The 12,447-nt window shown below is 70.4% G+C and carries 13 protein-coding genes; 10 read left to right on the plus strand and 3 right to left on the minus strand.

What is annotated here, in order from left to right; genetic code table 11:
- Positions 1–82: 82 nt before the first annotated feature.
- The 7 genes from paaN to PARJ55_RS0114175 all read left to right on the plus strand — a co-directional run bounded on the left by paaN (position 83) and on the right by PARJ55_RS0114175 (position 8,219).
- Positions 83–1,732 (plus strand): phenylacetic acid degradation protein PaaN, encoded by a 1,650-nt coding sequence (gene paaN, locus PARJ55_RS0114145; RefSeq protein WP_028713641.1) that lies wholly within the window; start codon positions 83–85, stop codon positions 1,730–1,732.
- 33 nt (positions 1,733–1,765) lie between these two features.
- Positions 1,766–2,911, plus strand: coding sequence for an ABC transporter substrate-binding protein (locus tag PARJ55_RS0114150; RefSeq protein WP_028713642.1), 1,146 nt, complete (start codon positions 1,766–1,768; stop codon positions 2,909–2,911).
- Positions 2,912–2,978: 67 nt separating this feature from the next.
- Positions 2,979–3,851 (plus strand): branched-chain amino acid ABC transporter permease, encoded by an 873-nt coding sequence (locus PARJ55_RS0114155; RefSeq protein WP_011751016.1) that lies wholly within the window; start codon positions 2,979–2,981, stop codon positions 3,849–3,851.
- Positions 3,851–4,810, plus strand: a complete 960-nt coding sequence (locus tag PARJ55_RS0114160; RefSeq protein ID WP_028713643.1) for a branched-chain amino acid ABC transporter permease — start codon at positions 3,851–3,853, stop codon at positions 4,808–4,810. Before PARJ55_RS0114155 ends, PARJ55_RS0114160 begins: the two co-directional genes overlap by 1 nt.
- The gene (locus PARJ55_RS0114165) at positions 4,807–5,586 is read left to right on the plus strand and encodes an ABC transporter ATP-binding protein (RefSeq protein WP_028713644.1); all 780 of its coding nucleotides are present in this window, start codon (positions 4,807–4,809) and stop codon (positions 5,584–5,586) included. Before PARJ55_RS0114160 ends, PARJ55_RS0114165 begins: the two co-directional genes overlap by 4 nt.
- Positions 5,573–6,274, plus strand: coding sequence for an ABC transporter ATP-binding protein (locus PARJ55_RS0114170; protein WP_024843928.1), 702 nt, complete (start codon positions 5,573–5,575; stop codon positions 6,272–6,274). Before PARJ55_RS0114165 ends, PARJ55_RS0114170 begins: the two co-directional genes overlap by 14 nt.
- 4 nt (positions 6,275–6,278) lie before the next feature.
- Entirely contained in the window at positions 6,279–8,219 is a 1,941-nt protein-coding gene (locus PARJ55_RS0114175) for a 3-hydroxyacyl-CoA dehydrogenase NAD-binding domain-containing protein (RefSeq protein ID WP_028713645.1), read from the plus strand.
- 100 nt (positions 8,220–8,319) lie between these two features.
- Here PARJ55_RS0114175 and PARJ55_RS0114180 read toward each other — a convergent pair whose 3' ends face one another.
- Complete coding sequence (locus PARJ55_RS0114180; RefSeq protein ID WP_028713646.1) at positions 8,320–8,868, minus strand: FMN-dependent NADH-azoreductase; 549 nt, start codon at positions 8,866–8,868, stop codon at positions 8,320–8,322.
- 137 nt (positions 8,869–9,005) lie between these two features.
- Here PARJ55_RS0114180 and PARJ55_RS22155 point away from each other — a divergent pair, with 137 nt between their 5' ends.
- Positions 9,006–9,413, plus strand: a complete 408-nt coding sequence (locus PARJ55_RS22155) for a helix-turn-helix domain-containing protein (protein WP_036698316.1) — start codon at positions 9,006–9,008, stop codon at positions 9,411–9,413.
- A 109-nt stretch (positions 9,414–9,522) separates the two neighbouring features.
- A complete protein-coding gene (locus PARJ55_RS0114190) occupies positions 9,523–10,020 on the plus strand; it encodes a ferritin-like domain-containing protein (RefSeq protein ID WP_028712650.1) in 498 nt (165 codons plus the stop codon).
- 997 nt (positions 10,021–11,017) lie between these two features.
- On the opposite strand, the gene PARJ55_RS0114200 is transcribed toward PARJ55_RS0114190, so the two are convergent.
- Together PARJ55_RS0114200 and PARJ55_RS0114205 are read right to left on the minus strand one after the other, a co-directional pair.
- Positions 11,018–11,491, minus strand: a complete 474-nt coding sequence (locus PARJ55_RS0114200) for a sigma-70 family RNA polymerase sigma factor (protein ID WP_028712651.1) — start codon at positions 11,489–11,491, stop codon at positions 11,018–11,020.
- Positions 11,492–11,590: 99 nt separating this feature from the next.
- Positions 11,591–11,845 (minus strand): hypothetical protein, encoded by a 255-nt coding sequence (locus tag PARJ55_RS0114205; protein ID WP_036713907.1) that lies wholly within the window; start codon positions 11,843–11,845, stop codon positions 11,591–11,593.
- Between the two features lie 357 nt (positions 11,846–12,202).
- Between PARJ55_RS0114205 and PARJ55_RS0114210 the strand changes: the two genes are divergently transcribed.
- Positions 12,203–12,447, plus strand: a 245-nt coding sequence (locus PARJ55_RS0114210; RefSeq protein WP_028712653.1) for a hypothetical protein, incomplete at its 3' end; no start/stop codon positions are given.

Here is a 12,447-nt window from a genome sequence, read left to right on the forward strand (position 1 = left end):
GCTTTCGGGGGCTCCCTGAAAATTTTTGTTGCATAAACCGACCGGCCGGTCAATGATAATCTGGTCAAGTGTGGGGGGAGCCGTGACAGAATTTTTCGACCGCCATCGGCCGATGCTGGACGCTGCGCTGGAGGCGCTGCATCGTCGTGCCTTCTGGACCCCGTTTCCCGAGATTCCAAGCGGCAAGCTCTATGGCGAAACCGCCCGCGAGGACGGTCAGGCCGGGTTCGAGGCGTTGCGCAATGCCGCTTTCGAGCTGCCCGGCCACCCGAATCAGCGGCAGCTGGGCGGCGAGGTCTCTCCTTTTGGCGGCGCCTTGGGGATCACCTATCCGGCCGCCGATGCCCCGACGCTGATCGCGGCCGCGCAGGCGGCGGCGCCCGGGCTGGCGGCGGCCGGCGCCGAGGCGCGGGTGGGTGTCTGCCTGGAATCGCTGGTCCGGCTCAACCGCATCAGCTTCCTGATGGGCCATGCCACCATGCACACCACGGGGCAGGCCTTCGCCATGGCCTTCCAGGCGGGCGGGCCGCATGCGCAGGACCGCGGGCTCGAGGCCGTGGCCATGGCCTGGGACGAGATGACCCGATTCGCCCCGCAGGCACGCTGGGAAAAGCCGCAGGGCAAGGTGGCGCCGATCGTGCTGGAAAAGCACTGGACCATCGTGCCGGCCGGCCTGTCGCTGGCCATCGGCTGCAACACCTTCCCGACCTGGAACTCTTACTCCGGGATCTTCGCCAGCCTTGCCACCGGCAACCCGGTGATCGTCAAGCCGCATCCCGCCGCCATCCTGCCGCTGGCGCTGACCGTCCGCGTGCTGCGCGAGGTGCTGGCCGAGGCCGGGCTGCCGGCCGATTCGGTGCTGCTGGCCGTGGACGAGCGCGGCGCGGAAATCACGCAGGACCTGGCCACCCACCCGGCGGTGCGGCTGATCGACTATACCGGCTCGGGCGCCTTCGGCGACTGGCTGCGCGGCCACGCGACGCAGGCGCAGCTGTTCACCGAAGAGGCCGGCGTGAACACCGTCACCATCGCCGCCACCGACGATTTCGCCGGCATGTGCGCCAACCTGGCCTTTTCGCTGGCGCTCTATTCCGGGCAGATGTGCACCGCGCCGCAGAACATCTATGTCCCCGAGGGCGGCATCGACACCGACCAGGGCCACAAGAGCTGCGATGAGGTGGGGCTGGCGCTCGCCGCGGCCATCGACGCGTTGCTGGCCGATCCGGCCCGCGCCGCGGGCATCTGCGGCGCCATCGCCAACCCCGCGACGCTGGAGCGCGTGCAGCAGGCGCGAGGGCTTGGCCGGGTGCTGCGCGATTCGGCGCCGCTGGGGCAGGGGCGCACCGCCACGCCGCTGCTGCTGGCGCTGCGGGACGGCGATCCGGCCTGCGAGCGGGAATGCTTCGGCCCCATCGCCTTCGTCGTCGCGGTGAAGGATGCCGATACCGCCATTGCCCGCGCCGCCGATCTGGCCCGCCGCCAGGGGGCGATCACCGCCGCGCTTTATGACCGGGACGAGGCGCGCATCGCCCGCGCCGCGCAGGCCTTTGCCGCGGCCGGCGTCAACCTGTCGGTCAACCTGACCGGCAACATCTATGTCAACCAGTCGGCGGCCTTCAGCGATTTCCACGTGACCGGGGCCAACCCGGCGGGCAATGCCAGCCTGACCGACACCGCCTTCGTCGCCAGCCGGTTCCGACGCGCCATGTGGCGGCGGCCGGCGGCGGCCTGACCAAGTCAACTCGTTTCTGGGAGGAAACAAACCATGAAGAACATCCTGATGACGACCGTTCCGGCGGCGCTGATCGCGCTTGGTCTGGCCTCTGCCGCCAGCGCCGAGATCAGGATCGGCGCCTCGGTCTCGGCCACCGGCCCGGCCGCCTTCCTGGGCGATCCCGAGGCCAAGACCCTGCAGATGCTGGTCGAAGAGCTGAACGCCAAGGGCGGCATCAACGGCGAAAAGATCGCGCTGGTGCTTTACGACGACGGCGGCGACGCCAACAAGGCGCGCACCTTCGCCACCCGCCTGATCGAGGATGACGAGGTGCAGGCCATCATCGGCGGCACCACCACCGGCACCTCGATGTCGATCCTGTCGGTGGCCGAGGACGCCGAGATCCCCTTCATCTCGCTGGCCGGCGCCATCGACATCGTCCAGCCGGTCAAGCCCTTTACCTTCAAGACCCCGCATACCGACCGCATGGCCTGCCAGAAGATCTTCGAGGACATGCAGAAGAGCGGCATCCAGAAGATCGGCATGATCTCGGGCACCGACGGCTTCGGCGCCTCGATGCAGGCGCAGTGCAAGGACGTGGTCGGCGAATACGGCATCGAGATCGCCGCGGACGAGACCTACGACCCCAAGGACGCCGACATGACGGCGCAGCTGACCAAGATCCGCAACACGGCGGGCGTGCAGGCGGTGCTGAACCCGGGCTTCGGCCAGGGCCCGTCCATCGTGACCCGCAACTATCGCCAGCTGGGCATCGAGCTGCCGCTTTACCAGTCCCATGGCGTCGCCTCGGACGGGTTCATCGAGCTGGCCGGCAAGGAGGCCGCCGAGGGCGTGCGCCTGCCCGGCACCGCGCTGCTGGTCGCGGACCTGCTGGCCGAGGACGATCCGCAAAAGCCGGTGGTGACGGCCTACAAGGCCGCCTATGAGGGCAAGTTCAAGGAGCCGGTCGGCACCTTCGGCGGCTATGCCCATGACGGTTTCGCGCTGCTGGTCGATGCGGTGACGCGCGCCGGCTCGGCCGAGCCCGAGGCGATCCGCGACGCGCTGGAACAGACCTCGGGGCTGGCGGGCACGACCGGCATCTACACCATGACCCCCGAGGACCATCTGGGGCTGGACCTGTCGGCCTTCCGCATGCTGGAGGTCAAGGACGGCAGCTGGTCCATCGTCGAATGAACCCGCGCGGTCCCCGCAGGGGGACCGCTTCCGCCCGCTCGGGAGAGCCCAGCCAGAGAGCCTCGGCATGTCTGAACTTCTGCAATTCCTGTTTTCAGGGCTGACGGTGGGCGCGGTCTATGCGCTGGTCGCCCTTGGTTTCACGATCATCTACAACGCCTCGGACGTGGTGAACTTCGCCCAGGGCGAGTTCGTCATGCTGGGCGGCATGATCACATGGTTCGCCCATGCCGCCGGCCTGCCGCTGCCGCTGGCGGCGCTGATCGCCATCGTCGCCACCGCGGCGCTGGGGGTGGCCATCAACAAGCTGGCCATCGAGCCGGCGCGCGGCGCGCCGGTCGTGTCGCTGATCATCATCACCATCGGCGCCTCGGTCTTTCTGCAGGGCGCGGCGCAGCTGGTGTTCGACAAGCAGATCCACAGCTTCCCGGCCTTTTCGGGCGACACGCCGCTGCGCATCGGCGGCGCGACGATCCAGCCGCAAAGCCTGTGGGTGATCGGCGGCGCGCTGGTGGTCTTTGCCGGGCTGTGGCTGTTCTTCACCCGCACGCTTCTGGGCCGGGCGGTGCTGGCGACCTCGAACAACCGGTTGGCGGCGCAACTGGTCGGCATCAACACCAATTTCGTCATGACGCTGTCCTTCGCGCTTTCGGCCGGGATCGGCGCGCTGGCCGGGGTGCTGGCGACGCCGATCACGCTGACCGCCTATAACGTCGGCATCGGCTTTGCGCTGAAGGGCTTTGCCGGCGCCATGCTGGGCGGCATGGGCAATCCCAAGGGCGCGCTGGCCGGCGGTTTCCTGATCGGGCTGATCGAGGCGCTGACCGCGGGCTACCTCTCCTCGACCTACAAGGAGGCCGCGGCCTTCGTGGTGATCCTGCTGGTGCTGTTCTTCATGCCGCAGGGCCTGTTCGGCCGCAAATCGACGGAGCGGGTGTGATGCCGAGACTGACCGCCAAATCCGCCACTTTGCTGGTGCTGACCGCGCTGATCGCGGTGACGCCCTTCTTCTTTCCCTCGGGCTATTATTACCGGGTCGGCGCGCTGATCTTCGTCAACGGGCTGGCCGTGACCGGCATCGTGATCCTGACCGGTTATGCCGGGCAGATCAGCCTGGGCCATGCCGGTTTCGCCGGCATCGGCGGCTATGCCTGCGCGCTGGCGCCGACGCATCTGGGCCTGCATCCGTCGCTGGCCGTGGTGCTGGGCGCGGCGATCTCGGGCGTGCTGGCCTATCTGGTCGGCCGGCCCATCCTGCGGCTCAAGGGCTATTACCTCGCCGTGGCCACGCTGGGCTTCGGCATCCTCGTCTCGATGGTGCTGAACAACGAGCGCCAGCTGACCGGCGGCCCCGACGGCATTGCCGTGCCCGAGCTTGGCCTGCGCGGGCTGCTGAAAGACTGGGGGCTGGACCTGACCAACGGCCAGTTCTGGTATTTCTTCTGCGGGCTCGTGCTGCTGGCCGGCGCCTGGCTGGCGCTGAACCTGCATCAAAGCCCCAGCGGCCGGGCGCTGCGCGCGCTGCACGGATCCGAGATCGCCGCCGGCACCGTCGGCATCGACGTGGCGCGGGTCAAGCTGCAGGCCTTCGTCATCTCGGCCGTCTATGCCTCGGTCGCGGGTTCGCTGGTGGCGTTGCAGAACAAGTTCATCACCCCCGACGTCGCCGGCTTCATGCATTCGATCGAGATGGTGACCATGGCCGTGCTGGGCGGCGCCGGTTCGGTGCTGGGCGCGATCTTCGGCGCCGGCATCCTGACGCTGCTGCCGCAGGCGCTGACCGTCTTTGCCGAATACGAGCAGCTGGTGCTGGGCCTGGTGATGATGCTGGTGATGATCTTCCTGCGCGAGGGGCTTTTGCCCTCGGTCCTGCGCAAGCTGAGGGGGAGGGACGAATGACGCTGCTTTCGGTCGAAGGTCTGGGTATCAGCTTCGGCGGCATCAAGGCCGTGAACGATGTCAGCTTCAAGGTCGAGCCGGGCGAGATCGTCTCGGTCATCGGCCCGAACGGCGCCGGCAAGACCACGCTGTTCAACATGATCTCGGGCGTCTATCAGCCCGGCTCGGGCCGGGTGGTGCTGGAAGGCGAGGACGTGACCGGCATGGCGCCGTTCCGGCTGGCCAGCCGCGGCATGTCGCGCACCTTCCAGAACCTGCAGATCTTCCAGAACATGACGGTGCTGGAAAACGCCATCTCGGGCTTTCACCTGCAGGAGCGGGGGGCGGTGCTGGCCGACCTGCTGCACCTGCCCGCCTCGCGCCGCCGGGCGCGGGCGGCCGAGGCGGGGGCGCGCGAACTGCTGGCCCGGGTCGGGCTGGAGCGGGCGGCGGATCGCGAGGCGGGGAACCTGTCCTATGGCTCGCTCAAGCGGCTGGAGATCGCCCGCGCGCTGGCGATGAAGCCCAAGGTGCTGCTGCTTGACGAACCGGCGGCCGGCTGCAACGCCGTCGAGACCGAGGAGATCGACCACCTGATCGCCGAGGTCGCGGCATCCGGCACCGCCATCCTGCTGGTCGAGCATGACATGAAGATGGTCATGCGCATTTCCAGCCATATCGTGGTGCTGGACCATGGCGAGAAGATCGCCGAGGGCGCGCCGGCCGAGGTCAGCCGCAACCCGGCGGTGATCGCCGCCTATCTGGGAACCGAGGAGGGTGCCGATGCTGACGGTTGAGGGCTTGCGCTCGCGCTATGGGCGCATCGAGGTCTTGCACGGCATCGACCTGCATGTCGATTCCGGCGAGATCGTCACCGTGGTCGGCGCCAACGGCGCGGGCAAGACCACGCTGCTGCGCTGCCTCTCGGGCGTGCAGCCGGTCTCGGCCGGGCAGATCACCTTCCGGGGCGAGCCGCTGGCCGGGGTGCCGGCGCATCGCCGCCCGGCGCGCGGGCTGACGCAATCGCCCGAGGGCCGGCAGATCTTCACCAACCTCACGGTCGAGGAGAACCTGCGCCTCGGCGCCTTCCTCTACAGCGACGACCGGGTGGAAAAGGACATGCAGGACGCGTTCCAGATGTTCCCGATCCTGCGCGAAAAGCGCAACCTGGCGGCCGGCGGGCTGTCGGGCGGCCAGCAGCAGATGCTGGCCATGGCGCGGGCGCTGATGGGCCGGCCGTCCTGCCTGCTTCTGGACGAGCCCTCGATGGGCCTGGCGCCGATCATCGTCCAGCAGATCTTCGACGTGGTCAGCGGGCTCAAGGCGCTTGGCGTCACCGTGCTGCTGGTCGAGCAGAACGCCTTCGGCGCCTTGAAGATTGCCGACCGGGGCTATGTCATGGAAACCGGCCGCATCACAATGCAGGGACCGGCGGCGGAACTGATCGCCGATCCGCGCATCCGCGAAGCCTATCTGGGGATCTGAGGAAATGACCGTCACCATCGCCCGCCAAGGGGAAATCGCCATCGTCACCGTGGACAACCCGCCGGTCAACGCGCTGAGCCAGGCGCTCCGGCAGGGGCTGTGGGATGCCGTGGACATGCTGGACGCGGACCCACAGGTCGCGGCGGTGGTGCTAATCTGCGCCGGTCGCACCTTCATCGCCGGGGCCGATGTGACCGAATTCGGCAAGCCGCCGCAGCCGCCGCACCTGCCCGATCTGGTGGACCGGATCGAGGCTGCGCAAAAGCCTTGGGTCGCGGCCATCCACGGCTCGGCCCTGGGCGGCGGGTTCGAGGTGGCGATGGGCTGCCGCTTCCGGGTGGCCGCCCCCGACGCCTCGGTCGGCCTGCCCGAGGTGAGCCTGGGCATCGTTCCCGGCGCCTCGGGCACGGTGCGCACCCCGCGCCTTGCCGGGGCCGCGCTGGCGGTGGAGCTGGTCACTTCGGGCCGGCCGATGCGCGCGCCGAAGGCCCTCGCCGCCGGGCTGGTCGATGCGGTGATCGAGGGCGACCTGCTGGAAGGCGCCACAGCCTTCGCCCGGCAGGCGCTGGCCCGGCCCTTGCCCGCGCCGGTCTCGGCCCGTCCCGTCGCCGCGCCCGATGCCGGTTTCTGGGCCGAGCAGGAGAAGGCCGTGGCCAAAGCCGCCAAGGGCGCTGCCGCGCCGCTGCGGGCGCTGGCCTGCCTGCGCAAGGCCGTCGAGGCGCCCTTCGCCGAGGCCATGGCCTTCGAGCGCCAGACCTTCCTGGAACTGCGCGGCTCGGATCAGGCGGCGGCGCTGCGCCATGTCTTCTTCGCCGAGCGCGCCGCGCTGCGCCCGGCCGCCCTGCGCGAGGTGGACCCCTTGCCCCTGCGCCGCGCGGCGGTCATCGGCGGCGGCACCATGGGCGCGGGGATCGTCGCCGCCCTGCGCGAGGCGGGCCTGCCCGTCACCCTGGTCGAGCGCGACGACGAGGCGGTGGCGCGCGGCCTTGCCAATCTGCGCGGCATCTTCGCGGGCGGCGTCAAGCGCGGCAAGCTGACCGAGGCGCAGGCCGAGGCCCTGGCGGCCGGCGTCACCGGGACGACGGATTACGCCAGCCTCGCCGATGCCGATCTGGTCATCGAGGCGGTGTTCGAGGAAATCGGCGTCAAGCGCGCCGTGTTCGAGCAACTCGCCCGGGTCTGCCGGCCGGATGCGGTGCTGGCGACCAATACCTCCTATCTCGATCCGCGCGCCATCGCCGAGGGGCTGCCCAACCCCGAGCGTTTCATCGGCCTGCATTTCTTCAGCCCGGCCAATGTGATGAAGCTCCTGGAGATCGTGCCCGCGCCGGAAACCTCGGACCGCACCCTGGCCACCGGCTTCGCGCTGGCGCGGCTGCTGAAGAAGATCCCGGTCCGCGCCGGCATCTGCGAGGGCTTCATCGGCAACCGCATCCTGAAACGCTATCGCGCCGCGGCCGAGGCGCTGGTCCGCAAGGGCGTGCCGATTGCCGAAATCGACGCCGGCATGCGCGGCTATGGCTTTGCCATGGGCCCGTTCGAGGCGCAGGATCTGGGCGGGCTCGACATCGCCTTCCTGCAGCGCGAGGGCGCCCGGGCGGCGGGGCAGGAGGTGCCCGAGACGCTGGGCGACATCCTGGTCCGCGCCGGCCGCAAGGGGCAAAAGACCGGCGGCGGCTGGTATGACTATGCCCCGGGCGAGCGCAGGCCGCAGCCTTCCCCGGCGGTGGCCGAACTGCTGGCGGGCCAAATCCGGCCCGGCCCGGCGATGAGCCGCGACGAGATCGCCCAGGCCCTTGTCGCCGAACTGGCCGCCGAGGGGCAGGCGATCCTGGAGGAGGGCATCGCGCAGGCGCCTGCCGATATCGACCTGGTCGAGATCCACGGCTACGGCTTCCCGCGCTGGCGCGGCGGGCCGATGTTCGCCACCGGCATCCGCGGCTGACCCGCGGCGGGGGGCGGGCCCTCGCGTCATGCGGCAAGGCTGGGCCGGCATCCCTCCCCGCCGCCGGGACGGGCCCGGCATCTGCCGGGCCGCACCGCGATCAGGCTGCCAGTTCCAGGGTCTGGCCCAGGGCCTGCTCGATGGCGGCCTGCCGCTGCTCGGGACCCAGATTCACCCCGTCGGCCATGACGAATTCCGGCGCGATGCCGATGAAGCCGAATACCGAACGCAGATAGGTCTCCAGATGCTCCAGCGCCGCGGCCGGATGCTCGCTGTAGAAGCCGCCGCGCGCCAGGGCGACGATCACGCGCTTGCCCTTGGCCAGCCCCTCCGGCCCGGCCTCGGTATAGCGGAAGGTCCGGCCGGAAACCACGACGCGGTCGATCCAGGCCTTCAGCTGGCTGGGCAGGGTGAAATTGTACATCGGCGCGCCGATCACCACCGTCTCGGCCTCCAGGAACTCCTCGAGCACGGATGCGTCGGCCAGGGCGTCCAGCGTCAGATGCGGCAGCGGATGGCGGGCAAGATCGCGGTGCACGACGCGGGCATCCGGCCGCCCGGCGGCCAGCTTGTCCACGATGGCCCGGCTGACCGCGCGGCTGACGCTGTTTTCGCCGGTGATGCTGCTGTCGATATGCAGGATGGTCACTATTGCCTCCTAGGTATGGAATATATACTGCGGCTTCCCATGTAACCGGCATGCGGCCGGCCGCAAGAAGGCACAATCCTGTGCCGCGCTTACACGGCTGTGCCATGGTCACACAAAGGTAACCGGAGGATCTTCCCATGCACGACCCCGACAGTTTCGGTTGCAGGGCCTTTACCGCCGTCCTGCAGCGGATCGGAGACAAGTGGAGCCTGCTGATCGTCTCGGTCCTGGCCGAGGGGCCGAGGCGCTTCAACGAGCTGCGGCGCGAGATTCCCAGCATTTCGCAGCGCATGCTGACGCTGACGCTGCGCGGGCTGGAGCGTGACGGGCTGGTGTCGCGCACGGTGACGCCCAGCATCCCGCCGCGCGTGGATTACGAACTGACCGAACTGGGCCGGTCGCTGCGCGAGCCGGTCTGCGCCTTGGCGCAATGGGCGCTGGCGAATATCGGCACGATACAGGCCGCGCAGGCGCGCTTCGACCTGGCGCGGGGCGAGCAGGCCCGCCCCGCCCCGGCCGCGCCCGCACCCCAGCCGCGGGCCTGAACCTTTTTCTCTTCTGATTGTTCCGTGGAACATCTTTGCCTTGGTTTTGTTGATTGCGTCTCGGCTCCGGGTTCCGGGGCTGTTTTTTTTTTCAGGAAGGAGACATCCGATGCCCGACAAGGTCCTCGACGATCTTTTCCACGACACGCTGAAGGACATCTATTATGCCGAGCGGCAGATCGTGAAGGCGCTGCCGAAGATGGCGCGCGGGGCGCAGTCCGAGCGGCTGCGCGAGGCCTTCGAGCAGCACCGCGAGCAGAGCGAGACGCATGTGGAGCGGCTGCAGCAGGTGTTCGAGCTTCTGGGCAAGCCGGCGCGGGGCAAGACCTGCCCGGCCATCGACGGCATCATCGAGGAGGGCGAGGAGGTCCTGGCGGCCTTCAAGGGCGCCCCGGCGCTGGATGCCGGGCTGATCGCCGCCGCCCAGGCGGTGGAGCATTACGAGATCGCCCGCTACGGCACGCTGCGGCAATGGGCGCGGCAGCTGGGGCTGAAGGAGGCGGCGGCGCTTCTGGAGCAGACGCTGGAGGAGGAATCGCAGACCGACGAACTGCTGACCGAGATCGCCGAGAGCGAGGCCAACCGCGACGCGGTCGAGCCGGCCTGAGGCGGGCCTCCGGCCGCCCGGTTCTGCGGCGGCCGGCGCGGCCTCCGGCGGGGCGGCAAGGCAGGCATCGGTGCCCGGAAACGCATGCCCGCCGCAGGCGGGGTGCGCAGGATGGCCGCGGCATGAGGCGTCCCCCTCCGGGGGAACATCCCGGGCAGGAGGGCGGCCAGGACCGGAGGGGAGTGGCCCAGGCCCGGTCCTGAAGCGGGAGCTGAGGGCCTCCAGGCTCGGCCGCGGCGCGACGCCCCCTTGGGCCGGCAAGCCCGAGCCGGAGGGCGGCGGCACCGGCGCGGAGGCAAAGGCGGCGGGGGAAGCGGAAGGCCGCAAGCGCAGGAGGGCGGGGCGCGCCGGCGGCCCTCCGGCAAGGCGGGGCCACAAGGCCGAACGCACGAGGCCGAACGCACGAGGCCGAACGCGCAAGGCCGAACGCACAGGGCCGAACGCGCAAGGCCGAACGCACGGCCGGACCCGTCGGCCGGCATCATTCGCCCCGCCCTGCTCGGCCGCGCCTCGATCGGCCCTCTCGAACGCTCCACCTCATTCTGGCCGGCCTCGTTCTGGCCGCCTCGTTCGGGGCGCCTCAATCGGGCCGCGGCCGCCGCCGGCCTGCCGGCCCGCCGCTCCGGGTCCTCCGGATGCGGCCGGGCGGCGGCGTGGCGGCCGCGCCCCGACCCCGGCAGGGCCAGCGCCCGCCGCGGCCCCGAGGGGCGCGCGCGCGGCCGGCGGAACCGCCCGGCGCGGCGCGCCTGCCCCCGGGCCGCGGACCGGCGGCGCGCGAGGGGAACTTCCGCAGGGCGTGCCGGCTGCCTCCGGGAAGGCGGGAAACCGCCCGGCCGGGCAAATGTTCCAGGCCCCCAATGTTCCCGGCCCCAAATGTCCCAGGCTCGTCTTCCCCGCATATGTTCCCGCGCCGGTTCCCCGCCCGTCCTTCCGGCGAGCCGCCCGGCCCTGGCCATGACCATGGCCCCGGGGCAGGCGCCCGGGACCCGGGCCGGGGTCAGAGCGCCGGCTCCAGCACCCGGCGCAGCATCGAACGCGCCCGGTTCACCCGGCTCTTGATGGTGCCGATGTCGCAGTCGAGGATGCGGGCGGCGTCGAGATAGGTCTCGCCGAGCGCGCCGACCAGGATGATCGCCTCGCGGTAATGCCGCGGCATCTCGCGCAGCGCCGCCTGCAGCTCGGTCGCCTGCAGGTGCCATTCCTGCCCGGGCCTGACCTGCGCCAGCAGCGAGGCGCAATCCGCCGCCCCGGTGCGCTCGCGCGCGGCCTTCTGGCAATTGGTCAGGAAGCGGTTGCGCATGATGGTGAACAGCCAGGCGCGCATGTTGGTGCCGGGCCGGTAGCGATGGGCGTTCTCGATGGCGCGCAGCAGGGTCTCCTGGACCAGGTCCTCGGCATCGGGGACCGACCTGCACAGGGCGCGCGAATAGGCCCGGAGGGCTGGGATATGTCCGAGTATGTCGTCCGACATGACGGTCCTTCGCGATCCTCGAGGTGGCGACGCCGAGTCAATGCCGGGACGGGGGGATGGTTCCGCGCGAAAGCGCGGCCGGGCGGAAAGCGGCCGGGGCTAGCGGGCGCCGCCGCCCTTGCCGGGACCGCCGCCATCGCCGGGGGCCTTGCCGGGGCCATTGCCAGGGCCCTTGCCGGGGCCGGCGCGGCGGTGGCGGGCGTCCTCGAGCGCCGTCTCGAGCCGCCTGGCCAGTTCGCGCAGCCGCGGCGAGACCGGCTCCTTCTCGGTCTGCGCCAGCAGGTCGGCCAGGGCCCTGTCCAGTTCGGGGTCCGGCTCGGGATCGACGGCGGGGCCGCCTTCAGCGTTGGCCATCGGGGTCTCCATCTTCCAGGCGAGTTGACATATCTTAATCGATCGTCGCCGCTTGGCGACCCTCTGCAACCTGCATATTCCGGCAGTGTTGCAGAACGGGACGCGCCCTCCCGCTCACATTCGGGCGATGCGGGCGGGGCGCCGCCGGGGGCCTGGCGTTCCGGGGGCCTTGCGTTCCAAGGGCTTGCGGCGGCTTGCGGAGGCTTGCGGGGGGGGTGGCCCCGGCGGTCCCCGTTCCTTTCCATGCCTTCCGGCCCCTGCCGTCGCCGCGGCGGCCTGGGCCGGGGCGGGAACATTTGCGCCCCCTGCCGGTTCATCGGCCCCACAGCATGGAGGGGCATCAGATGGAGGCATCACATGGCGCGTGAGACGGAGACCTCCGGCAGCAGGCGCCGGCCGGAGGGCCGGCAGGAGGACCGGCAGGAGGGCGGGCCGGAGGATCGGGCCCGGACGCAATCGGGGCCGCAATCGGGGCCGCAATCGGGCGCGCAATCCGGCCAGGACCAGGCGGATCAGGAGCAGCCGGACCAGGATCAGGAGCAAGATCAGGATCAGGAGCAAGATCAGGACCAGGCGGATGGCCGGGGCGACGGCTTCGCCGC

The sequence above is a fragment of the Paracoccus sp. J55 genome, assembly GCF_000513975.1.
GTDB lineage: Bacteria > Pseudomonadota > Alphaproteobacteria > Rhodobacterales > Rhodobacteraceae > Paracoccus.